Raw genomic sequence first — 23,503 nt, forward strand, 5'->3', positions numbered from 1 at the left:
ATGTTTGAAATCATTGAGATAGAGAAGTGGTCCCGAAAAGACCACTTTCTTTTTTTCAGCCAATTTGAGGAACCGTTTTTTGGTGTTACAGTAAGGGTGGACATGACCAACGCTTATCGGAAAGCCAAGGAAAATGGCGATTCCCTTTTTCTTCTCTATCTGCATGCAGCACTCACAGCGGCAAATGAGGTCGAAAATTTCAGAATGAGAATCAATGGCGCTGAAGTCAGGCTTTACGACCGGGTTCATGCTTCCCCAACCATCAATAGGCCGGATGGAACTTTTGGATTCTCCTATCTCAATTATGAAGAGGATTTTTATGAATTTGCCGAAAAAGCAAAGGTGGAAATTGAAAAGGTGAAAATGGGCACTGGCCTCCAACCAGCCATATCAGGCGAGAATGTGATCCATTTTTCGGCAATCACTTGGCTAGACTTCAGTTCCGTTTCTCATGCAAGGAGCTTCTCCTTTCCAGATTCCTGCCCAAAAATCAGTTTCGGAAAAATTACCGAAACCAACGGCATATGGACTATGCCTGTATCGATTCATGTGCATCATGCGCTGTTGGATGGTTATCACGTGGGCTTATTTGTAGAAAGATTTCAACATTTAGTGAACACATGAACCAATTTCCAACTGGGCTGAAAAAGGCAGCAACCCTTTGTATTCTAAAAAACCACAACAGCTTTTTGCTTCTCAAACGGCTCAAAGACCCGAACAAAGACATGTACACGCCGATCGGAGGAAAATTGGATCCCTTCGAATCACCTTTGCAAAGTGCATTACGGGAGACTTGTGAAGAGGCTGGAATCAAATTCGAAAACATGCAGTTTTGCGGGATATTGACGGAAACTTCGCCCCTATCCTACAATTGGATCAATTATGTATTCCTTGCCGAGATCGAGAAAATGGCTCCCCCACATTGTAATGAAGGGACATTGGAATGGATCAGCTTTGACAACCTGCTGGATATTCCAACACCTAAAACAGATTGGCATATCTACAGGATGATTTTGGATGGGAAAAAATTTGTCTTGAATGCGGAATTCAATGAAAACTTAGAGTTGATCCGCATGTATGAAGAGCTCGAGGGATTACAACTGGTTTAAACATCTCCCAAAACTTGATCCGCAATCGATTTCTCGGGACAGGAAGGGCGTTAAAGAAGTATTTTTATTAACAAAAGGCGGATTTTTTTGATAAAATTCTAATTTTGGCCTTGCATTCTAAAAATATTATTACGGAAATGCCTAGCAGCAAAAAATTTATCATTGACTTTGATAGTACTTTTACCCAAGTAGAGGCTTTGGACGTACTTGGTGAAATCAGTCTGAAAGATGATCCCGAAAAGTCAGAAAAGTTGCACGCCATCAAACACATCACCGACTTGGGAATGGATGGAAGCCTCAATTTCCGCGAGAGTCTTGAAAGGAGGCTGGCAATTTTACAGGCGAGCAAGCCACAGATAGAGGAACTAATTACGGCCCTCAAGCAGAAAGTCTCCAAATCTTTTCAGCGCAACAAGGAATTTTTGAAAGAAAACGCCGAAGACATCATTATCATCTCCAATGGTTTCAAGGATTTCATAGTGCCGATCGTCGGTGACTATGGTATCAAGCCTGAAAACGTCTTCGCCAACGAGTTCATCTACGATGAATCAGGAAAGATCAAAGATTTCGACCGCGAGAATATCCTCTCAAAAAACGGTGGGAAACCCGAAACCATCAAAAGGTTGAATCTTGAGGGCGATGTGTATGTTATCGGGGATGGATACACGGATTATGAAATAAAAGCCTTCGGGATGGCCAACAAATTCTACGCCTTTACTGAAAATGTTGCCCGGCCAAAAGTCACCTCCAAAGCCGACCATGTGGCACCCAGCCTCGATGAAATTCTATATATCAACAAAATGAATAAGAAATTCTCTTACCCAAAAAGCCGTATCAACGTCCTTTTGCTCGAAAATGTCCACCCGATCGGCGTGGAATTGATGAAACATGAAGGATACAATGTGGAAGTAATCAGTTCTGCACTCAATGAGGATGAACTGGCCGAAAAAATCAAGAACGTCAGTATCCTTGGCATTCGGTCCAAAACCAACGTCACCAAAAAGGTCCTGGAAAATGCCAATAGGCTTATTTCAATTGGAGCCTTTTGTATAGGAACCAATCAAATTGACCTCGAAACCTGTACTGAGAAAGGCATCGCGGTCTTCAATGCGCCTTTCAGCAACACACGCTCCGTGGTGGAAATGGCGATTGCGGAGATAATTTTCCTGATGAGAAATTTCCAGGACAAGAGTCTCGGAATGCACCAAGGCAAATGGGACAAATCTGCCTCCGGGAGCTTCGAGATCAGAGGCAAAAAGCTGGGTATTGTAGGCTACGGAAACATCGGCGCCCAGCTATCGGTCCTTGCAGAAAACATGGGGATGGATGTCTATTACTACGATGTCATCGAAAAATTGGCACTCGGAAACGCAACAAAATTGGATTCATTGGAAGAACTCCTCAGAACCTGTGATGTCGTTTCTCTCCACGTGGATGGCCGCAAGGACAACAAAAACCTGATCGATGCGGAAAAAATGGCCCTCATGAAAAAGGGATCCTATTTGGTCAACCTAAGCCGCGGTCATATTGTAGACATCAAGGCTTTGAAAGATGCCCTGGAATCAGGACATATTGCAGGAACAGCTGTGGATGTTTTCCCGCATGAACCAAAAAACAACGACGAACCATTTGTGTCTGAATTGATTGGAATGAGAAATACAATCTTGACACCGCATATCGGCGGATCAACATTGGAGGCACAGCAAAACATCGCAAGGTTTGTTCCTGGAAAAATCATGGAGTACATAAATACCGGAAACACCTACAATTCCGTCAACTTCCCCAACATCCAATTGCCGTTCTTGAGGGATGCCCATCGATTGATACATGTGCACCACAACGAGCCTGGGGTATTGGCCAAAATCAATCAGTGCCTTGCAAATTACAACATCAATATCGTAGGGCAATATTTGAAAACCAACGAGAAGATAGGCTATGTCATCACGGATATCGACAAGGCTTACTCCCCTGAAGTAATTGATGTCATGAAGGCAATCCCTGGCACAATCAGATTTAGAGTACTCTATTGATCGAAAAAAGGCTCTGAACAAGGTAAGATTCAACAAAGGTGGCGAGCATAACTCGCTACCTTTTTTTTAATTCCAGACCTAAATATTTTGACGACCTTATCTCAGTATCCGCTTGTCCAATTCCAATGGAAAAACACGATAGGTCAAAAGCGGAAAGTCTTTGGAAAGTGGATTTATGACGTAATTCATGGAAGTAGGATCCACGACCGAAGGAACCCCAAAACAAAGCATCCCAGACGAAAGCATGCGTGTGCCAAACTCTTGCGAGGCTCTTTGGGGAGGAATCGCGTCCCAATCTAGTGGGAGCTCCGAAATCGGTGGCACTACCACCAATTGGTCTGGAACGGTGAATTCCATCACAGAATAAAAAACATACCGCTCTGAAGAAAACAACTCAGAATCAATCGTAAGCCGCTCAAGCAAACAGGAAGCAACAGAGCCGCTTCCGTACAGCGCAGGAAGTCTCCGTAAATTCCATCTACCGCCATATACCCTCGCTCCTTCCCCGCTTGTATCACAATACTCCGTCAAGGCAATTCTAAAAATCCGCATATCGGTCTTAGACGGCTATCCCATGCTGTAGTCGCATGATCTCTGTCTTAAGTATCTCCAAGCCCTCAGAAACATCGATCAACTCAATCGGAATACGATTCCCGATCGAGAAGACTGGGCGAACCATCCACCGTTGGAATCCTTCTCTGCCAAAATAATTGGTACCTAAGGCGTACAGTTCTGCCAATTCATACATTCGCTCGGACTGCGCAGTATCAAACACATCCTTACGCTGAAGTGTCTTCGAGGAGACGGAAAGGGCATTGGCAAGCAGGTTGTTGTCGAGGCCTGATAACTCTTTGAGGCGTTCAAATGAAGCCTTGGACAGGCCATTGCGGAATGTCTCAATTCGCATAAGTGGCTCATCGAGCAGCCCTTCTTCTACTCCCAATACATCATTTGGGGAAAGCTTGGCTTTCTGGTAGACGGCCATCGCCGGTTCGCTTACTTTTGAAATGCGTCTTGCCATATCTTTAATCGGAAAATTGTCCCCTAATATATGGAATTTTGTCCGTTATTTCAATAAGTGACGATTTTTTACTTTTCAATTTCGGTTTGGAAGGCTTAACAGATAATTTGGTGTTTTGTGGTAGCTGGATTCACCCATTAAAGGATTTTGAACAAAATTGGGCGGTACCGCCACGATAGGAAATCACAAAACAATGAATCATTTTCCTCTCCTCTTGTCATTTTGGCGCTTCACAGATGGCCCATTATCGGGCACCAATTCAGCAAAATCCTCCAAATTGGCCACATATTCCAGACCGATCATTTTTCCAATCAACCCAAATATCTCTTTCCTCGTCTTACCCTCTTTCCTCAGATGATAAATGGAAGTTGCTCCCGCAGATTTGGAAAGTTTTTGATCTCCAGGCCCTTTCAATAGGGTATGATGGTGAAATAAAGTATTCGAAAAGTCATTCTTTTCCAGCGACTTGGAAAGCAAAACCTGGGCGATCGTCGAGCCCCACAAGTCCTTGCCTCTCACCACCAAGTCCACTCCAAAATGTATGTCATCCACCACAGAAGTCAATTGGTAAGCTGGCAAGCCATCCTTTCGCCTCACAATAAAATCCGCCAAAATCCCCGGTAGCTTTCCGTGGACCTGCCCTTTCCCAAGTTCATTAAAGAGTACCTCCTGGTGCATATCAGCACGAAATCTCCACGAGTTGTCTTTAGCCTCAAACGGTAGCTTTTTGTCGCGACATAGTCCCGTGTAATAGCCCAAGGGATGCATACGATCCACTTTGGAACGGCTACATTCACACGCAAACAACTTTCCTTTCCCCTTCAAAACCTCCAAAGCATGGACATATAGGGCTTTCCGGTGTCTTTGGGAAAACTCGGCTTCATACTCCTTTGGAGTCCGAGGACCTAGGTCAAAGGGCAACTCCAAAAAATCAAGACAGTCAAAGATATCTTGTATATAGGCGGGTTTGATGCGGTCACTATCCAAGTCATCGATCCTCAGGAGTATCTTGGCTCCCTGCTTGTTTGCGAGGTGATATGTCAGAATAAATGAATAGATATTCCCCAAGTGCAAAAATCCACTTGGAGTGGGCGCGTAGCGTGTCAGTTTACTTTTTTCCATTTTGATTTGATCGAAAACCGAAGATACTGCAAAAGCCCGAAAAGGCTGCCTCCAGTTAACGACATACCTCACTTGAATTCAAAACGCGCCCATGATAATTCGGGGACATGCTCACTCTGGCATTTACTGCACCACTATTCGGCCATTAATATCTTTTAACCGCTTGGATTTTTATACGGCAGAGCCTTACCTTAATTTTGCATCGTGAATAGATTCTTCCTTCTCTGCATTTTCCTTGTCTTTGGACCGCTTAGCGCGATGTCCCAAGTAGTGACCGGAAATGTCCTTGATGGATTGGATCGCAATTTTTTGGACAAAGTGTTGGTAGTCAACCTTCAAAATGGTGACAGTAGCGTCACAAATGAACGGGGTTATTTTCGGGTACGGGCGCAAGAGGGCGATTCTCTCGTTTTCTTGAGGTACTACTTTATCCCCAAGGCCCATGTCGTTGGTTCCGAGAAACATATACTTGTGGAAGTGTTCTTGGACGGGAGAACGCTTCCGAGGTTTGACTTGTACGCGGAGGAGATCGTGATTCCATTTCGGGCAGGAAATCTCTCCACCATGCGTGCTTTGAGTGATCGGCCTGCCGGACCCGGAAAAGTATATGCCGGCACGAGCAACAACCAAAGCCTCCAACCGGGGTTGACGCTGGATGGCCCGATATCCTACTTCATGAAAAGTGAGCGACAAAAGCGTGCCTACGCAAAAAAACTCGCCTTCTTGGCCCGACAAAAGGACTATTTGGACCTTATACAATCAGATTCAGTCATGCAAGCCTTGAAATATGAATATCAGCTTTCCGACAAAGACCTTGACGACCTGATCATTGAGTTCAACCTCCTTAACATCGACCATCAATTCCTGGACATGAATTGGGAGCAAGTGGAAAAAATGCTGACCGATTTTCTGGAACGAAAAACTTTGTATCGAAAAGAAGAGTAAAACGCTGAACGCCAAACTCTACCGAGGCATCTATCCCTTCGGGAAATTCATTTCTAATGGGATTTTTTAAAATTCAACAAACCATAACATTCGGACATTACAAAATTTTGTATTTTTCAAAAGCTTACTTCAAAAATTTATCCTTAATCAATCTTTTATGAAATCAATTCTCCAAAAAACCACAACTGCTGTAAAATATTGGTGGATGCCATTGATTATCGGAATCATGTTCATCATCGCGGGCATATGGACGATCACTACGCCCGTTGCCAGCTTTGTGGCCTTGGCGATCTTCTTTGCGGCATTCATGTTTGTCTCCGGCATTTTCAATTTGATTTTTGCGATCAGCAATAGGGCAGACATCGAGGATTGGGGCTGGCACCTCACAGGAGCGATCTTTGATTTCGTAGTCGGTGCGATCCTGTTTTTTCATCCGCCGTTGACAATGGCCGTGCTCCCCTACTTGGTCGCGTTCTATTTTCTATTCAAAGGATTCGCGACTTTCGGGTTTGCTTTTGACATGAAGCGATACGGTGACAGCCGATGGGGATGGCTCCTATTTTCAGGCTCTATCTCGATTCTTTTAGCCATTATGATCATTTTCAACCCAACCTTGGGCGGATTGACAATCGTGATTTTCACAGCCATGGCTTTCTTTTCCCTCGGTCTATTCAACATCGTCTTGTCGCTTGGGCTCAAAAAAATCAAGAACAAAGGCCAAGACATGAAGGAAGGTTTAGAAGAATTGAAAAATCGGTTATCCTAAACTCAAGACATTTTTTGGATGAGAAATACACCTTGTTGGAATTGGAGAAGGATCTCCTTATTGCTGTTTTTGGCATTTTACTCAGTCAATGGCCTGCGGGCACAGGGTCTAAAACCGGGATTCAGTCCAAAAGAATACCTTGAGCTGATGAAGGTATCGGCCAAGTTTGCCCAGGATAGCCTTTACTTGAGTAAAATTCCTGAGCCTGAATTCTTCGAGAAAATATACGATTCCCCCGAGATGGGCTTGAAAAACAAATGGCAACTGTGGTTTGACAAAGACTCAAACACCGCCTTGGTCAGCATTCGTGGCACCGCAGGGGACCCCTCGTCTTGGCTTGAAAATTTCTATTCAGGCATGGTGCCAGCATCAGGCACGCTCCAAATCGCAAAAGATTTCCGATTTGACTATCAAGTAGCGGCAAATCCAAGGGCAGCAGTGCATGTAGGTTGGCTCTTGGCTACTGCTTTCATCGCCAGGGACCTTGGACCGAAGATGGATTCCTTATACCAAGCGGGCACCAAAGACCTACTCATCATGGGCCACAGTCAGGGCGGTGGAATTGCCTACTTATTGACAGCTTATTTACTCACCAACCGTGCCAATGGAAAAATCCCTTCAGACTGGATAATCAAGACTTATTGTAGTGCTGCCCCGAAGCCGGGAAATCTATTTTTCGCCATGGATTATGAAAACCTGACCCAAGACGGATGGGCTTACAATGTCATCAACGCATCTGATTGGGTACCGCAAACTCCGTTTTCCATCCAAACGATTGCCGATTTCAACAAGGTGAACCCTTTTTCGGATGTTGATCAAATATTGAAAAAGCAGAAATTTTCGCAACGGCTACTTTTCAAACATGTCTACAACAAACTGGACAAGCCGACCCGAAAAGCGAGTCGGAATTTCGAAAAATTCCTGGGCGACAAGGCTACGGGACTTGTGCAGAGGTACCTGCCCGAATTCCAAAAACCGACCTTTGCGGGGACGATGGACTACGCGCGTGCAGGAAACACAATCTCCCTTACTGCCGATGCGGCATATTTGGAAAAATATCCTGATGATCCCGAAAAAATCTTCATGCACCATTTCCACCTGCCTTACATGGAGTTGATAGAACGTAGGTATGGCACACGCTGATCCGTATTCAAATCTAAATGCCAATCCTAGGCATCACCAATCCGGCATCTTCAAAGTCAAAAAAAATCCCGGCTGTTAAAACCGGGATTTTTTTATGGTTAGTCCAATGTGACAGGGACAGATTCCACTTTCCAGATTTCATCACAGTATTCGCGAATACTGCGATCTGATGAAAATTTGCCCATCCTAGCGGTATTGAGAATCGACATCCTGGCCCATTTGTCTTGGTCCTTGAACGCCTCCTCGACTTTGGCCTGGGTATCGATATAGGATTGATAATCTGCAAACAGTAAGTATTGGTCGTCATACAACAAGGAATCCGTCAATTCCTTGAACACCTTGCTGTCCAGATGCGAGAAATATCCTGAATTGATTTGGTCGATGACCTCTTTGAGATTCGGATTTTCGCTGTAGTAATCCCAGGGCTTGTAGCCTTCGGATTTTACTTTGGCAACTTCGTCCGCTGTCAATCCGAACAGGAAGAAGTTTTCTTCGCCCACACATTCCCTGATTTCCACATTTGCACCATCTAACGTGCCTACTGTCAAGGCTCCATTTAGGGACAATTTCATGTTTCCTGTTCCGGATGCCTCCTTGCCCGCTGTCGAAATCTGCTCAGAAACATCCGCGGCAGGATATATTTTTTGGGCGTTGGTGACATTGTAGTTGGGATAGAAGACCACTTTGATGCGGCCATTGATATCAGGATCATTGTTGACGATTTCACCAACCGAGTTGATCAACTTGATCATCAGCTTTGCTTTTCTATACCCGGGCGCAGCTTTTCCAGCAAAAATGAACGTCCTTGGAACCACGTCCATACTTGGATTCTTTTTGATTTGATTGTACAGCGTAATGATGTGCAGCACCTTGAGATGCTGACGCTTGTACTCATGGATACGCTTCACCAAGATGTCAAACATGGAATTGGGATCGACATCCACCCCAAGTCTTTTCTTTATTCGCTTGGCCAATGCCTTCTTCTTATTGAACTTGACCTGCATCCATTCCTTTCTGAATTCCGGATCGTCCGCAAATGGCTCCAGCTGCTTCAATTCGTGGAGATTTTTGATCCAGCCCTCGCCTATCTTGCCGCTGATGAGATTTGTCAATTCAGGATTGGCAAGCACCATCCAGCGACGCGGGGTTACCCCATTTGTCTTATTCTGGAACTTGTGCGGCATCAGTTCATACCAATCCTTCAAGACGGTCTTCTTCAACAATTCGGAGTGCAAAGCCGCCACGCCATTGATCGCAAAGCTCCCCAAACAAGCCAAATTGGCCATTTTGATATATTTCCTAGGACCTTCGCCGATCAACGAAAGGCTGGAAATCTTCTGGTGGTTGCCATATAGCTTAATGGTTGCATAGTCTACAAACCTACGGTTGATTTCATAGATCAATTGTAGGTGCCGTGGCAGGACTGATCCGAATAGCTGCAAATCCCAAGTCTCCAAGGCCTCGGGCAGCAGTGTATGGTTGGTGTATGCAAATGTCTTGGAAGTGATATCCCAAGCCTCTTCCCATTCCAACTGATGGACATCCATCAGCAAACGCATCAATTCCGCGACTCCGATCGCAGGGTGGGTATCGTTAAGCTGCACCACAAACTTTTTGTGGAAATCATGGATTTTCTCACCTTGACGCAAGTGGATTCCAATCATATCCTGAAGCGAACAGGACACAAAGAAATACTGCTGCTGCAGCCTAAGCCTTTTACCTTCTATTTGTTCATCATTGGGATAAAGGACCTTCGAGATGTTTTCGCAAATGATCTTCGAGTTCACTGCACTGTTGTAGTCACCTGCATTAAATGACTGAAAATCAAACGAGTGTGGAGCCTCTGATTTCCAAAGCCTTAGAGTATTGGCTGTGTTTACTTTGTAACCCAAAATTGGTGTATCGTAAGCCACACCCTTCACCACCAACTCGGGAATCCAGTTGAAGCAAAGCTTTCCTGCTCGGTCCAAATAGGTCTGCACATAACCTCCAAACTTGATGTCATAGCTCAACTCCCGGCGGGCGATTTCCCAAGGGTTACCACGGCGCAGCCAGTTGTCAGTATCCTCCACTTGCCAGCCATCCCTGATATCCTGTTCGAAAATCCCAAACTGATACCTGATGCCATAGCCGATAGCGGGTACTTCCAAGGTGGCCAAAGAGTCCATATAGCAGGCAGCCAAACGACCCAAACCGCCATTTCCAAGACCCGGTTCAACTTCTTTTTCGATCAGCCATTCCAAATCCAATCCCAATTCCTTACAGGCCTGTTCGGTTTCCTTGTAAATCCCAAGATTGATGAGGTTATTGGCCAAATGTGGCCCAAGCAGGTATTCTGCGGATAAATAAGCAACTACCCTGTGTTTCTCCTGAATATATTGCTTGACAGAAGCCACCCATCGCTGTAAAAGCCTGTCCCTGACCGCATATGCGATGGCCATATAATAATCGTTTCGAGTTGCAATTTCGGGAAACTTGCCTTGCACATAAAACAGGTTATTCCTGATCGCTCTTTTAAGCGTATCCACACCCAAGCCTGTCCTTGAATCCTCCAAATACGGTGAGTGTCCGTTGCCATTGCCGTTGGTCGCGTCGGCTTGGACCTTATCCGCTAGTACTTTCTTTTTCATTTTATTTCAACTTTACCAAAAATTTCAAGCGCGAAAGTTAACCAAATCGCGAAGCAAACAAAACAGATAGAATCCGATCTTTTTCATTGAATCGTGGCGAATAACGTAATCTACGAGGATGAATGTAGCAAATTGGTTGTATATTGAACCGGATTTTACCTGATGCAAAAAATGAGATTAAATGCGGTAATTATGGTGATTTTGGCAGCCTTCGGAGGGATGATGGTCGCCTGCCAAACAAAACAGCAAACAGAAGAGATTGTCGTTTCCGATGAAATGTTTGAAGGAGATGAACACAACGCGGTGACATCTTTGGACTTCATGGGAACCTACGAGGGAGTCCTCCCATGTGCTGACTGTGAAGGCATCCAAACGGTGATCGAGTTGGGTGTAGGCAACTCTTATGTAAAAAAGGTTACCTATCTGGGAAAGGAAAATAGCGAAGTCATCGAAACCCAGGGCACTTTCTCCTGGAATGACGAAGGAAACACGATTACCCTGGATAGCGAACCCGCTCCGAACCAATATTTCGTAGGTGAAAATGTGCTTTTCCACCTTGACATGGACGGAAATCGCATCACGGGGGATTTGGCAGATAAATATAGATTGAACAAGAAATAACAAACCAAGAAAAATTAATCAAACTACAGTGATGAAAAAGAATATCGTTTACGCTTTCATGATATTTCTGACAGTTGTGTCATGCTCTCCCGCTACCAAGATCACCAGATCATGGACCAGCCCGTCCAAGAATCCAGGTGGTTACAAAAACCTCTACGTAGCGGCAGTGATTGGCGACATGGCCAAGAGACAGAGTTTTGAAAATGATGTGCAACGCATCCTTGGCAATATCGGTATCAATTCCACCACCAGCAGTTCGACCATTCAGCCAAATTTTTGGATGAGCACCGATCTCGACAAAAACGCCATGATGAACATCATCTATCAGCGCGGCAATGACGCCATCATGACCATGACGCTCATCGACGTACAAAACGAGCAACGCTACATCCCAGGCGCCATGATGGGCGGTCCGATGATGTGGGGCCCAGGATGGGGAATGGGAGGCGCCGGAGGTTTTGGTGGCTTTTGGGGCATGCACCACGGCATGATGATGACTCCCGGCCATATCGTCAATGACAGAAAGTATTTCGTCGAAATCAATATCTACGATGTAAGCTCCGAGCTCCTTGTGTGGACCGGTCAGTCCAAAACTTTGAATCCCTCGTCCATGGAGAAATTCTCCAAGGAATTTGCGGAGGTCGTTTTGGAAAGAATGATGCAAGAAGGCGTGATCCAGAAAAACTAACATTTCCTGAACTTCTCACAAAAAAGGGGGCTAGTGGATGAACTGGTTCCCTTTTTTACATTTTATCTGTCGGTAAAATCTCGAAGTTCTTCCTTTTGAAGTCCTTGAAGCGGTAGTTGTAAGTCAGCCAAAAAATGAATCCATGCCTGAACCTGAGAAAATCAGGCTGAAAGTCCAAAAAGCGCATTTGGTATCCGGGAGAAAGCGTAATGCTGTTTTTTTGAAAATTCAGGAGAAAAAATATCCGGTGCTCAAAAGCATTGGTAACGGGGGCCGGTCCCGTCGTAATCAAGCTCTCGTTGAGTAGAGAAGTCGCAAAATTGAAATGGGGACTCAGGGCATCCCGGAAATTGTACCGAAGGGAATTGTTGAAACGGAAACGACTATTGAACATATAGCCTTCTTCCACACCCGTAGGACCGAGGTTTGCCCTGAATCGTGCATCATACCTGAACCTGAAACTAGCCGTGAAAGGGCCTTTCCCCGGAACCCGATACACGACCTGTCCCCAAGGGCGATGCTCCGGCCTTACCAATTTGCCCTCGGAAAACGGTGCGCCAAGCCGCAAGTAGGCATATCCGCCGGTAATGGCCCAAAGTCCATTGTCGGTTTGGTAGGTAAGTCCAGAACGAATGATCCAAAACGTTTCATTCACAAAATGGCTGTCCATCCACAAGGCATAATTGGGCGCAATCTGACCAGAGGTAAGTATCCCCCACCAGTTTTCATTGTCATCCAATACTTCTCTTTGGGAATAAGCCGAAAAAGAAATCAAAAACAACAGAAGGCTAAATAGTCCCCGCATCACGCAAAATTTGTAAATGCCCAAAAATACAATATTTATCAGGTTTTGGATTTCCCACGGTATCGATTTGCTTTGAATGGTCCGACAAAACCAACCCGATAGGTAAACCACCCAAGCACTACAACCACCGCATCACCTTTGTAGAAAAAAAAGGCCGACAAATACGTCGGCCTTTCATCGAAGTAAAATATTGGACAATCTCAGCATTTGAAATGGCCTAGAAAGCTCTCGAATGCGACATTACAGCCTTTCGACATGGAAGAAGCATTTTAAATAAGGGCACCTAGGCGCTAGCGAAGATGGTTGCCAATCAGTTGGCAAAAGAAACAATCGCGTGACAATGAATTCATATTTGAAAACCATGTGCCAGGCATTTCTCTCCTCATAGGCTATTTCTTCACTACGGGTATAGCCTGATTCACTTGGGGGCTAAATATTTCATCGAAATACGACAGGAAATTTTCCACTTCCTTCCTGTCTCCCTTAACTGCGTTGCCTTGTTCTGACAAAATTTGGCCAACAGGTTTTCTGTTCATGAAAAGATCAACCAAGGAGGTTTGCGACATGGTAAGGGTGGCATTGGGCGCTTGACCGTATTTTTCTACATCATCAATAAACTCAACCACGCCAAAGCGGCAATGAAGCCCGACTTTTTTGCCATCGCCTACGGCAAAAGCCAACAGGTAATTCGTGGTACCGGCCTTTTCAGGGTCAATCCTTACCTTGTACTGCGTGAGCAGCGTGGTTGGATTCATATTATTCACGATCTCATCAGGCAATACCAACCGCGGCAAAGCCAATTTATTGGTAAGCGCATAGGCCTGTGTGATGCACCAACTCCGTGCATTTTGCGATTCGAGCACCATTCCTAATTGGTAAAGCAATTGCGCTTTTTTGGTGCGGTAAGTTTGGTTGGTGGGTTCGGTTACATACAGATAGTTGATCAGCTTCAGCGCCCACATTTGGTCACCCTCTTTGATGGCCTGATCGCTCAGCTGCACCACCCGGTCAGGACCTCCCATTGCTTTGATCAGGTTTCTTGCCTCATCTTCCCTTGTAAGTTTGAAAATATTGGCAGCATCGTTGTCAAACCATCCTCGGCCGTGATGATAGATAGGTTCGGCAAATGTCTCGAGCGGACCATAGGTTTCACACAAGTACTCCGCATCGCGAAAATGCTGTGGCAATTTCAAAAACTTGCCCAGGTCCTGCGGGGCCCTACCCAACAGCATGGCCCTCAAAGTCTGGTCCTTCACAAAATTGTAAAAATCAGCATAGGTCTCCACGGTTTCCTTGACCGCCTGTTTGCCCACTATAGGTGTGCCGTGTGTACTCAGCATTATTTCAGTACCCAGGTCCCTGATTTTGAATAATGCCTGCGTGATGTTTTCCGGATCTCTGAAGTTGGAACCCCGCAAAGAATACATGTTGGGCATAAATCCCCAGAATGCATTGTTTAGTACTATTTTCTTACTTGGAATCCATACCAGCAATTGATCGTCAGAGTCCACATTGAAATTGGTGAAGAACTGCAAATCTACCCCATCAATATTGAGCACCTGCCCTTCGGTCACCTCAGTGGTCGGCCTTACGAATCCGCTGAAGTCAGGAAACGAGATGAATCCACCAAAGGGCGCATCCTTGCCCTCTCGTGGCAGCATCATATGAAACTGCTGTACCAAACCACTGTTCAAAAGGGGGCCAATCTCAGGAAACACGCTTCCTGCCCCTTGGCCGGAAGCCAGGTTTGATGCCAATCTCGGGTTGGCAATGAATTGGGCATTGGGGTATTTTTCCTTGATTGCGGAACTTCCGAAAATGTAGTGTGAGTGGCTATAGATAACCGCAATCACCGGCTTCTCGGTTACTGTTTCCAGCATCTTCAGGATCTCCCGTCCTATTTCCGGGCTGGTACCACTATCGTAGATGATCACCCCATTTTTTGTTTCGATCACGGGTATGTATGATGCAAACAAGCCGTTGATGGTGTAGATACCATCGGCAATTTTTGCAACTTCCTTTTTGATGAAATTGGACGATAATGGGACTTTGAACATTTTGTAGTCAGTCTGTAGGGTTTTGTTAGCCCATGCGCCATTGGGAAATTCAACCAATTCATAAGGTTTGCCCATGAAGGTTCCACTCTTTTCAATGGTCAGTTCTTGGGCATCTGCTTCATTTATTTCTGTTTCTGACTGTTGCCGATTACAGCCAGTGACCAGCAGGAGTAAAATTGCAAACAGCTTAATGGCGAAATTTGACCTAGATCTCATAGAAGTTTGATTAGTTTTTGAAAATAGAATATTGACGTTCGAATAGTTTCCCCCTTCCATCAAAGCAACGATTAATTTCTTGGCCGGATCAACGCTGTAAAAAGAGTCTATCACTGCTCATTAAAGCATCTAATCCTTCTTTCCAAGAGTTCAAGCCCCGCATTATTTCCAACTACCCTCGGGAATATTTGAATGCACCCTAAAGAATTCCCTCTTTTCCTCTGGTCGCCAAGATTGCCGAGTTGGACCAAAAGTAGCTCAGGGCAATCCGCAAGGCCACATGTATCAGCACGCATTCCCTAAAAAGTGGCGAAACCTAATTTATTAGCGAAAAAATCCTTATGAACCCGCTGGCGTCTTGGCCAATAATAATCAAGAAAAATTCAATTCATGAGTGAATTTCCGGCGGGACAATGTCAATGCTTGATGTTTTCCCGGTATTCGGACGGGGAGGTTCCGATGAACTTCTTGAAAGCATTGGTAAAGGAGTTTCGATTATTGAAGCCACACTCATTCGCAATCGCTTCAATCGTATAGTTCGACCATTTCCCGTTTTCAATGTTTTCCACACAATGATGAATCCTTTTTAGATTGATAAAATCTATAAAACTGATGCTTCGGAATGTGTTGAGGCTTTTTGAAATCTGATACACAGGTATATGGATATCGTTCGAAAAATCATTGATACTGTAGCCCCGTTCGAGGAAAAACTTCTTCCCATCCATCTCCGATTCAATGATTTGAATGAACTCTTCCAATTTTTTCTCCTCCTCCGGATTTGACTCCTGCTTGACATGAACTCTTCCTTGTCGGTGCGATTGGGCGGAGTTCTGGAGCAATCCTCCATAAAGCAAAGACGGAAAGAAAAATAGCGACAGACTCGAAACCATCAGCCATACCACCGAAAACGAATTGACGATATGGTAAGTAGTCATTATTTCCAAACCCAACATGCTGAGGTAAAACGGAAACCACAAAAAAACCTGACATCCCAGAAATATCACCATCCAATTCCTCCAGCCTTTCGCATCGGAATTTGACTCCGAGCGGCTTTTGTTCCATTTCAAAAAGAGCCATACCGTGGCAATCCAATACAAACTAAATAATATCGTACGAAACTCCTGGTGGAAACCTGGCCCAAAGTACTTGCTCTGGGCAAACATACCCAAGAGGTTCAAATCCTGCACCTCACGGACAATCAATTCGGCCTTTTGCGCAGAAGACATCGAAAACACATGCCAATAGTCTACCAAATACACCAAAAGGGGAATCAAATGAAAGATATCATACCACCTCCAAAGCCGCTTCTTTGTGAAAAAGACCATGTGCAGGTAAGGCATCGGTATGAAGATCAATGCAAATAGATTTCCCATCCGGTACATGAATGGCCAATAGATCGTCAATTGGGATACATTGGAGAATCCAACAAATACAGCCAAGGAAATACTCAGTTGCCCTATCGCCAGCGGCTGGTAGGCAGGGTTATTTTTTACGGCAAAACGAAAAATAACCGCTGCCGACAATACCCCAAGTACTGCCGCTGCCAAATGCACAAAGATGATCCAATCAAAATTGATTTCCATCGCTTGATTTGCTCCTTTACAGACTATCCTGGAAAACGATCATCAAATAAAGAAGATTTCGGCTGAATAAAAAACGATGGGAATGAAGGCCTGTTGGCATTAGAAATCCCTAGGGCTGGGTGGATCCGCGACAGGCTTCGGGATGCAATTCCACCGTGTCTTGTTTTGGTATCTGAAATCCCAATTCTCAAAAGTTCAATCTGACCTTTCCCGAAAGGCAAGTCCCCCTGGAATCGGAGCCCTTGTCTTGCGGACTTTTGTTTCAGGGCTCCGTTCCATGACGGGGTAGTTTTTACTTTACGGGCTCGATGTCAGGCAACACCCAAGTCTTATCAAACAAGGATGGAAGCGGGCCATAGAATCTGAACAATATCTCGAATTGCCCATTTGGATCTGTCGGGGTCCAGTTGGACTCTTTTCCCTCTGGGGCTTGGGGACCAAAGTAAAGATCCACAGAGCCGTCGGCATTGACCTGCAATCCTGGGCTCTGGGAAGAGCGACCTGCATGGGACATTTCGCGAATGAGGGCATGCGTACGAAGATCGTAAAGCGTAGCCGACCAATATTGACGCACGGGTGCATTGGCAGGAACGGTAAGCTTATAATTCTTACTGCCGTCCAACAGTTGGCCATCTTTATCCTCCAGGGCCATCAGGTAAAATTGGCCTTCTCCCATCCGCTTGGGGGTGAAGAAAATAAAGGAAAACAACAGGCCACGTGCATCTACAGGATAGAGGTTCGGATCCTTGAATTGGTCTTGCGATGCCTTGAAGACCATGGCAATCGACTGGGGAAATGACCACCTGCTGCCCTCTGCAAATGCACCACCCTTGACCACTTCCTTGTACATCCCATCAATGAAGGTAAAACCCTGCGCGGCTGCCTCATTGAGCAATTCGGTTTGGGCAGCATCTGGTGCAAATGGCTTGCCTTTTTCAATACCGATCATACGCAACTTGTCGATCATGGCCCGGTCGCGTTCCAGCCATGGTTCATACTGAACGATGCGATCCAACGACTCGAAAAACCGGATGTCATACTTGATCGTGGCATCATACAATACGCCCGCAGCATCCACATAAACCGTGGGGGATGGAGCGTTTGCTTGAGAAAGCGGGTAGATTTTCATGCGCTTGCCGTAAGCGACTGCCTTAGCCAGGTCTTCCTCGCTTCCGCTCTTCAGGACGGACCGGATCAGGGCATATCCTTTGTAGGTCTGGGAAGGGAGCACGATGTATCCAGCCGGTACCTTGCCATCATGCCCTGGAGGCAGGATGAGGTATTTCCCTCCCTTGCCCTGGTCAGCGCCAGCCACACCAATGTCCTCCAGTGGCATTTGCCAGGCATCCATGATCGTACCCACAATGGCACCCTCATCAGCCGGTGGTACCTCCAACACAATGGGGCCAACTTCCCGGGTATCAAAGTAAGGCGTGAAATAGACCACGTCGGTATTGGGCGTAAGCGTTTGGTTCTTCCAATCGAGCAGGCGCGACCAATACAACATCTGGTTTTCCCGGCAGGCCGTCTCATTGAGCATAGCCTGGTACATAAGGTCAAGATTCACCGCAGGCATTCCCCAGATCATCGCCTCTATCGCCCGCGATTGCATCACTTGCTGCTGCAAATCAGCGTAAGACTTCTCTGCGTTTGCCACAGCAACCAAATCTGTTTGAGTTTCCTTTTTCGGGCTCTGACATGCCGTGGAGAAAGCAATAAGACCTAGGACAGTAAATACGCCAACTTTTATTTTTCTCATTTTATCAGTCATTACTTCATCAAAACCTTGATTTATTGCACCCGCACCAAAGGCTTTGGCTTCCACGTACCGTTCAAGGCCTCAGGTTTGGGCAAATACAGGCGGTTTACGAAAAAGAAAGGCCCATTAGGCGCAGGAAGCCAATTCGACTCCTTGTCCTTACCCGGAGATTCGTGCTGTATATAAATTGTAATACTATTGTCTGGATTGCGCTTGAGATTTGGCAACATGGCGGAATTTATCAAATACCGGTTAATCGGATTTTCCGTCATAATTCTTGCCGGCAGCTCATACATGGTATATGACCAAAATGCATTAACCGGGGGCATTTCATCACTCTTCATGGTCAATGTATACTTGTTGGTAGCGGCATTCAAAGGCTGCCCTTCTGAATCAGTCTGGTAAATAGGGTAGATCGCTTCTTCTTTTGAAAGGCCATAAATTCCCAATACCGCTCCGGCCATGCGAAACATATAATTGTTGTTTAAATGCTCCCTGGTGCCAAACGCCTCAGCACTACCCACTTTGCCGGTTTTAATTTCGTTCGTATTGAAGGCCTCAAATTCTTTCCAGGCATCCTCTATACCCGCATTCAGCGCATCTTTGATTTCGGGAGACAATGATACTGTATCAAAGGTCTTTCCGGGTACCAGGCCGATTTTAGCAAATTGCTCCCTGAGGTCTTTTTCGGATGGATGTGTAGGGCAGAACTGCAAGTAGAAGTTCAACAGGCTGAAGAATTCCAACGATGTCCTCTGGGTTTCCGGAGTGAGCGGCTTGGGGAAGTTGATCTCAGGGGCAGCCTTTGGAGCAGGCTGATTGAGGAAGGCCGATAAAGGCTTTACAATATACTGCTCCTGGATCTTCTTGACATTCTCCAGATCGGCAGGATCAAAGAGTTGAGTCCGGAACTGGGCAGATGCGATCTCAGTCTCACAACGGATTACCCTTGTAATTCCTTCGGGTATTTCCCCTTTCCAGTTGGGACCTGCAATCAGAAAACTGCCGCCATTGTTCCCATCTGTGCGCGTACCCGGTATGTCGAAGTTGTGTGTGTACAGGTCGATGAGCTGCAAACTCCAGTACCGATCTTTTTCGATAGGCGGCACAGTGAACACAATCGGTTCTGTGCGCAAATCAAGGCCGATCCACGAATAGGGAGTGTCCGAATTTGCCGTTTGGATTGCTTTGTCTTGGGAGGTAAAAACGCGGGGAATATTATAGAGGATATTGTAAGGCGCTTTGTAATCCGGATCGTTCTTGTCGATGAAATAGGCATATTGCACCCGCATATTGTCTACAAGCGGGAAGCCGTAGATGTACGCTTCCTTAGCAATTCTCCTTGCTTCTTCGGGCGTCACTTCGGTTTTCGGACTTTGGCAACCAAGGACAAAGGCTATTAACCCTAGGCCAATCAAAAATTTGATATTCATATGATCTTGTTTAAAGTGTTCCGGATTACATGTATAGCCTCTCTATACTCTTCTATTTAATTCACCTCCTCAAAATCAGGCAATACAAAAGTCTTATCGAAATAGGGCTGCAACGGTGCATAAAGCCTGAAGATCACAAACCAGCCATCAGTACCCACCGTCTTCATGTAGTTGCTTTCGTATCCCTCTGGCGCTTTGGCTCCGATGTATAAGTCAACCGAACCATCTTCATTGCGCTTGATGTCGGGCATCCTGCTATCAATAGCCACCGACCTTACAGTTCCTAAGCCGCTTTCGTAGTGCCTTCTTGTTTCTGCACTGTACAAATCCACCGCCCAAAATTGTGCAACCGGCACATCAGCCGGCACGCGCAAGCGGTAAGTTTTGTCAGCTCTGAAAAGATTGCCCTCACTGTCGCGCTTGGCAGCGAGGTAAACCTGACCTTTTCCGATGTATGGGTTAACCATGCCTTCGCTGCTGGTAACGGCATCATAAAACCATACGGTCCGCTCGTCCAGTTCCACCTTGTTGTAAGTAATCTGCGGAATCGAGAAGGCTATCATATTGTGCCATTGTTTTTCCGGCCAGTAATTCTCCATGAAACGTGGATTGGTTGCCAGATTACGCGCCATCAGCTCACCCAGGGCTGCACCTTCGGTCAGAATTTTTGTTTGACGGGCATCCGGAGAAAAAGGCTTTCCTTTTACAATTCCCAGTGGTTCGATCATCGCCATCCATGCCTTGTCCTGCTCGCGCACAGGCTCTTGGTTGATGACATTGTGCAAGGCTTTCCAGTAGTCCATGCCCCGGTAGGCGGTCGCCGACCAGGTTTTATCCAAACCTTCGATCAATTTGTTCTGCACAGGCTGACCCCCGAGCGCGGAGACCTTCAAGGCTTTCACGAAATTGGTTTTAAATGCCGGGTTTGTATCCAGTATCCGAAATCCCCACATGATGTTGTTGGTAGCCGACTGGAATACATGGACTCCCTTCTTCTCATATTTTTCAGGATTGTCTTCCGGACCCACAATGATGTAAGTTCCACCTTCGCCCCTATCCGGGCCAGTGAGGCCCAGGTCACAAACTGGACGCTGCCAGAAATCAAGGGCGGCACCTGCTGTCATGCCAGCGGGATACTCGATGTAGAGTGGTCCATTCGAAAGGTTATCGAAAGCAATAAAATAAGGAGTTGTCAAGTTGGCGGTGACGATGCCCTGCTTCTCCCGAAAGCTCACATACACCGCAAACGTGCCGCGGGCATTGGGTCCGTAGTGCTTATTCTGCTCCTCCCTCCAAGTCACGAAACTCACCAAAGGTGTCGACCACATATAAGCCTGAGAGGCACGCTGCAGGTCCATGGCATCAAAAAGCTTTTGGGAGCTTTCGTCCGTGAGGTAGTTATGCTGCAGCTCCATCACCCCATAAGGGGTCTGGATTTTTTCATCTCCCTTTAAACCAGCTTTTTCCAAAGGTACAGGAGCAGGTTGTGCGGCACGTGACTTTCTTTGCGCATCGACATTGCCCGCAAACGCAAGGCTAAAGACCGCGATGATTGAGAAGGCAAGTAGTTTGTTGGTCTTCATATTTTGAAAGCAAAAATTTGGTGAATGAAAATCGGCTTCATGGCGTGTGGAATCGAAACAAACCAGATTGTAGCCTGATCATAAAAGTAAGTCTTTCTTGGGGTGACCTGGGCGAAAAAGGGCTACGCATGGCCATCCTTGGGCGAAGATTGGCACGAAAACGACCATTAAAGGATGTCTCGAAAAGTGGTATTTATTTTCTAAATCCTGTTATGCGGCAAAATCAAAAAAACACTTTCGAACGGTCTCCTCTACAGTGGATGGTTACCTATGCTTGACGATGAACTCGGATGGGGAAATACCTTTGAACTTTTTGAAGGCATTGGTAAAGGAATTTCGGTTATTGAAGCCGCATTCCAAGGCCAAGGCTTCGATCTTGAGGTTTCTCCACTCGCCGGCCTCAAGCTTTTGTGCACAGTATCCAACACGCTTTCGGTTGATGAAGTCTATAAAGCTGATGCCCTCAAAATGGGAGATACATTTGGATATCTGATACACCGGGATGCCGATGTCTCGCGAAAAATCATTGATCGTATAGCCGGGTTTCAGAAATAGAGCGTCTTTTTCCATCGCTATCTCAATCGCTGTCTTTACTTCCTGCAACTTCAAAAGCTCGGCACCTTGCTCCAATTCCGTTGGTTTCTGCTTGGGTGCCTTGTGGTGCCCCCTATTGTTGGCTTGGCCATATACAAGCGATGGATATAAGAGCAAAAGAAAAGAAGAAACCACCAGCCAAGCTGCACCTGCGGTGTAGACCATGTGGTAAGTCAGCGCCGGGTCGATCCAAATAAAAGTGAGATAGAAAGGAAGCCAAATAGCCATCTGAAAAGCCAGATAGACAAACATCCAATTTTTCCAGATCCTCTCCTCGAACCCCAAATTCGGTTTTGCCTTGATCCAGCGGAATACTAGCCTAATTTCCAGCAGCCAATAAACACTGAACAAAATGGTTCGAAAGGACTGATGAAAGCCTGGAGGGAAAAATCGACTTTCTCGCATTTGCGCAAATTGGTTTTCATTGGCGATATCCTTGAGGATCAAAGCCAGCTTCTCTTGGTTTGAAAGTGTGAAAATCGGCCAGAAATCGACCAGAAAAACCAAGGCAGGGATAAAGTGCAGAAAATCATACCAACGCCAAGTTCGCTTCTCGGTATAGAACCGTACGTAAAGAAAAGGCAGCGGTACAAACAGCAATCCAAAAAAACTGCCCGTTCGGAACAAAAAGGGCCAGTGGACCAGCAATTCGGATACCACCAAAAAACTTACCCAAATGGCAACCGCGAGAATAATCTGGCCAAAGGCTAAGGGCAGATTGACCGGGTTACTTTTGATTCCCTGATAAAGCAATACAATCCCCGAAACAACCCCCAACACACAGGCGGCCAAATGTGTAAAGGTGGCGAGGTCAAAATTGATTTCCATTTCTCGGCTTACTCCTTTACTGATTTATATGGCAAAATACCCTCCAATTAATGAAGATTTCGGCGGAATTAAAAACGAGGGGAATGGAAGCCTGTTGGCATTTGAAATTCCAACATTCCAAAGTTCAACCCTGCAATTGTCGGCAGGCAGGCCCCCGGCTGGGTGGGATTTGCAATTCCACCCTTTTGTTTCTCGGGATTTGTAATCCCGATTCCCAAAAGTGCAACCCTGCATTTGTCGGCAGGCTGGGTAAACCAAACAACCTATCAATTGACTCGTGCCGGCTTTTTACTAACTCATGTCGGTTCCGAGGTCACTCGTGCCGGCTTTTTACTAACTCATGTCGGTTCCGAGGTCACTCGTGTCGGCTTTTTGCTAACTCATGTCGGTTCCGAGGTGACTCGTGTCGGCTTTTTGCCGACTCATGTCGGTTCCGAGGCGACTCGTGTCGGCTTTTTACCGACTCGTGTCGGTTCCGAGGTGACTCATGTAGGCTTTTTGCTGACTCGTGTCGGTTCCGAGGCGAGTCGTGTCGGCTTTTTGACCCGTCCTGAAAAAAGTTGACAGTTT

19 protein-coding genes are annotated in these 23,503 nt (G+C 45.9%); 8 read left to right on the top strand and 11 right to left on the bottom strand.

Annotated elements, in window-relative coordinates; genetic code table 11:
• The 3 genes from C943_RS12900 (at position 1) to serA (ending at position 3,139) form a co-directional block, all read left to right on the top strand.
• A complete protein-coding gene (locus C943_RS12900; RefSeq protein WP_008628508.1) occupies positions 1–624 on the top strand; it encodes a chloramphenicol acetyltransferase in 624 nt (207 codons plus the stop codon).
• Positions 621–1,109, top strand: a complete 489-nt coding sequence (locus tag C943_RS12905; protein ID WP_008628509.1) for an NUDIX hydrolase — start codon at positions 621–623, stop codon at positions 1,107–1,109. The genes C943_RS12900 and C943_RS12905 overlap by 4 nt, the downstream gene beginning before the upstream one ends.
• 137 nt (positions 1,110–1,246) lie before the next feature.
• Complete coding sequence (gene serA / locus C943_RS12910) at positions 1,247–3,139, top strand: phosphoglycerate dehydrogenase (protein ID WP_008628510.1); 1,893 nt, start codon at positions 1,247–1,249, stop codon at positions 3,137–3,139.
• A gap of 96 nt (positions 3,140–3,235) precedes the next feature.
• Here the strand turns inward: serA and C943_RS12915 are convergent, their stop codons facing one another.
• The 3 genes from C943_RS12915 to C943_RS12925 form a co-directional block, all read right to left on the bottom strand.
• A complete protein-coding gene (locus C943_RS12915; RefSeq protein ID WP_008628511.1) occupies positions 3,236–3,691 on the bottom strand; it encodes an RES family NAD+ phosphorylase in 456 nt (151 codons plus the stop codon).
• Positions 3,692–3,698: 7 nt separating this feature from the next.
• Entirely contained in the window at positions 3,699–4,160 is a 462-nt protein-coding gene (locus tag C943_RS12920; RefSeq protein ID WP_008628512.1) for an antitoxin Xre-like helix-turn-helix domain-containing protein, read from the bottom strand.
• Positions 4,161–4,358: 198 nt separating this feature from the next.
• Positions 4,359–5,282, bottom strand: coding sequence for a tRNA glutamyl-Q synthetase (locus tag C943_RS12925; RefSeq protein WP_008628513.1), 924 nt, complete (start codon positions 5,280–5,282; stop codon positions 4,359–4,361).
• Positions 5,283–5,486: 204 nt separating this feature from the next.
• Here C943_RS12925 and C943_RS12930 point away from each other — a divergent pair, with 204 nt between their 5' ends.
• From C943_RS12930 to C943_RS12940, 3 genes are all read left to right on the top strand, one after another.
• Positions 5,487–6,227 (top strand): hypothetical protein, encoded by a 741-nt coding sequence (locus tag C943_RS12930; RefSeq protein WP_245545545.1) that lies wholly within the window; start codon positions 5,487–5,489, stop codon positions 6,225–6,227.
• 157 nt (positions 6,228–6,384) lie between these two features.
• A complete protein-coding gene (locus tag C943_RS12935) occupies positions 6,385–6,993 on the top strand; it encodes an HdeD family acid-resistance protein (protein WP_008628523.1) in 609 nt (202 codons plus the stop codon).
• Between the two features lie 18 nt (positions 6,994–7,011).
• Positions 7,012–8,136, top strand: a complete 1,125-nt coding sequence (locus tag C943_RS12940; RefSeq protein ID WP_008628524.1) for a lipase family protein — start codon at positions 7,012–7,014, stop codon at positions 8,134–8,136.
• A gap of 98 nt (positions 8,137–8,234) precedes the next feature.
• On the opposite strand, the gene C943_RS12945 is transcribed toward C943_RS12940, so the two are convergent.
• Entirely contained in the window at positions 8,235–10,766 is a 2,532-nt protein-coding gene (locus C943_RS12945; RefSeq protein ID WP_008628527.1) for a glycogen/starch/alpha-glucan phosphorylase, read from the bottom strand.
• Positions 10,767–10,937: 171 nt separating this feature from the next.
• Here C943_RS12945 and C943_RS12950 point away from each other — a divergent pair, with 171 nt between their 5' ends.
• Positions 10,938–11,387, top strand: coding sequence for a copper resistance protein NlpE (locus C943_RS12950; RefSeq protein WP_157198541.1), 450 nt, complete (start codon positions 10,938–10,940; stop codon positions 11,385–11,387).
• A 31-nt stretch (positions 11,388–11,418) separates the two neighbouring features.
• Positions 11,419–12,075 carry a hypothetical protein gene (locus C943_RS12955; RefSeq protein ID WP_008628531.1) on the top strand — a complete coding sequence of 219 codons (657 nt, stop codon included), beginning with the start codon at positions 11,419–11,421 and terminating at the stop codon, positions 12,073–12,075.
• Positions 12,076–12,130: 55 nt separating this feature from the next.
• Here C943_RS12955 and C943_RS12960 read toward each other — a convergent pair whose 3' ends face one another.
• The 7 genes from C943_RS12960 to C943_RS13000 form a co-directional block, all read right to left on the bottom strand.
• The gene (locus C943_RS12960) at positions 12,131–12,880 is read right to left on the bottom strand and encodes a porin family protein (RefSeq protein WP_008628533.1); all 750 of its coding nucleotides are present in this window, start codon (positions 12,878–12,880) and stop codon (positions 12,131–12,133) included.
• A gap of 389 nt (positions 12,881–13,269) precedes the next feature.
• Positions 13,270–15,153 (bottom strand): alkyl sulfatase dimerization domain-containing protein, encoded by a 1,884-nt coding sequence (locus C943_RS12965; RefSeq protein WP_040480601.1) that lies wholly within the window; start codon positions 15,151–15,153, stop codon positions 13,270–13,272.
• A gap of 416 nt (positions 15,154–15,569) precedes the next feature.
• Positions 15,570–16,736 (bottom strand): helix-turn-helix domain-containing protein, encoded by a 1,167-nt coding sequence (locus tag C943_RS12975; RefSeq protein ID WP_008628539.1) that lies wholly within the window; start codon positions 16,734–16,736, stop codon positions 15,570–15,572.
• A 292-nt stretch (positions 16,737–17,028) separates the two neighbouring features.
• On the bottom strand, positions 17,029–18,495 hold the full coding sequence (locus C943_RS12980; protein WP_081610485.1) for a DUF1254 domain-containing protein: 1,467 nt from the start codon (positions 18,493–18,495) through the stop codon (positions 17,029–17,031).
• A 32-nt stretch (positions 18,496–18,527) separates the two neighbouring features.
• The gene (locus tag C943_RS12985; RefSeq protein WP_008628550.1) at positions 18,528–19,928 is read right to left on the bottom strand and encodes a DUF1254 domain-containing protein; all 1,401 of its coding nucleotides are present in this window, start codon (positions 19,926–19,928) and stop codon (positions 18,528–18,530) included.
• A 56-nt stretch (positions 19,929–19,984) separates the two neighbouring features.
• Positions 19,985–21,511 carry a DUF1214 domain-containing protein gene (locus C943_RS12990; protein ID WP_008628552.1) on the bottom strand — a complete coding sequence of 509 codons (1,527 nt, stop codon included), beginning with the start codon at positions 21,509–21,511 and terminating at the stop codon, positions 19,985–19,987.
• A 264-nt stretch (positions 21,512–21,775) separates the two neighbouring features.
• The gene (locus C943_RS13000) at positions 21,776–22,933 is read right to left on the bottom strand and encodes a helix-turn-helix domain-containing protein (RefSeq protein WP_008628553.1); all 1,158 of its coding nucleotides are present in this window, start codon (positions 22,931–22,933) and stop codon (positions 21,776–21,778) included.
• Positions 22,934–23,503: the final 570 nt, after the last annotated feature.

This window comes from Mariniradius saccharolyticus AK6 (assembly GCF_000330725.2).
Taxonomy (GTDB): domain Bacteria; phylum Bacteroidota; class Bacteroidia; order Cytophagales; family Cyclobacteriaceae; genus Mariniradius; species Mariniradius saccharolyticus.

Excerpts from the sequence above, each read along its gene's own strand:
- C943_RS12915 (WP_008628511.1), bottom strand. The coding sequence starts at position 3,691 with ATGCGGATTTTTAGAATTGCCTTGACGGAGTATTGTGATACAAGCGGG.
- C943_RS12900 (WP_008628508.1), top strand. The coding sequence starts at position 1 with ATGTTTGAAATCATTGAGATAGAGAAGTGGTCCCGAAAAGACCACTTT.
- C943_RS12960 (WP_008628533.1), bottom strand. The coding sequence starts at position 12,880 with ATGCGGGGACTATTTAGCCTTCTGTTGTTTTTGATTTCTTTTTCGGCT.
- serA (WP_008628510.1), top strand. The coding sequence starts at position 1,247 with ATGCCTAGCAGCAAAAAATTTATCATTGACTTTGATAGTACTTTTACC.
- C943_RS12980 (WP_081610485.1), bottom strand. The coding sequence starts at position 18,495 with ATGAGAAAAATAAAAGTTGGCGTATTTACTGTCCTAGGTCTTATTGCT.
- C943_RS12955 (WP_008628531.1), top strand. The coding sequence starts at position 11,419 with ATGAAAAAGAATATCGTTTACGCTTTCATGATATTTCTGACAGTTGTG.
- C943_RS12920 (WP_008628512.1), bottom strand. The coding sequence starts at position 4,160 with ATGGCAAGACGCATTTCAAAAGTAAGCGAACCGGCGATGGCCGTCTAC.
- C943_RS12990 (WP_008628552.1), bottom strand. The coding sequence starts at position 21,511 with ATGAAGACCAACAAACTACTTGCCTTCTCAATCATCGCGGTCTTTAGC.
- C943_RS12975 (WP_008628539.1), bottom strand. The coding sequence starts at position 16,736 with ATGGAAATCAATTTTGATTGGATCATCTTTGTGCATTTGGCAGCGGCA.
- C943_RS13000 (WP_008628553.1), bottom strand. The coding sequence starts at position 22,933 with ATGGAAATCAATTTTGACCTCGCCACCTTTACACATTTGGCCGCCTGT.
- C943_RS12965 (WP_040480601.1), bottom strand. The coding sequence starts at position 15,153 with ATGAGATCTAGGTCAAATTTCGCCATTAAGCTGTTTGCAATTTTACTC.
- C943_RS12925 (WP_008628513.1), bottom strand. The coding sequence starts at position 5,282 with ATGGAAAAAAGTAAACTGACACGCTACGCGCCCACTCCAAGTGGATTT.
- C943_RS12985 (WP_008628550.1), bottom strand. The coding sequence starts at position 19,928 with ATGAATATCAAATTTTTGATTGGCCTAGGGTTAATAGCCTTTGTCCTT.
- C943_RS12935 (WP_008628523.1), top strand. The coding sequence starts at position 6,385 with ATGAAATCAATTCTCCAAAAAACCACAACTGCTGTAAAATATTGGTGG.
- C943_RS12950 (WP_157198541.1), top strand. The coding sequence starts at position 10,938 with ATGAGATTAAATGCGGTAATTATGGTGATTTTGGCAGCCTTCGGAGGG.
- C943_RS12940 (WP_008628524.1), top strand. The coding sequence starts at position 7,012 with ATGAGAAATACACCTTGTTGGAATTGGAGAAGGATCTCCTTATTGCTG.
- C943_RS12905 (WP_008628509.1), top strand. The coding sequence starts at position 621 with ATGAACCAATTTCCAACTGGGCTGAAAAAGGCAGCAACCCTTTGTATT.
- C943_RS12945 (WP_008628527.1), bottom strand. The coding sequence starts at position 10,766 with ATGAAAAAGAAAGTACTAGCGGATAAGGTCCAAGCCGACGCGACCAAC.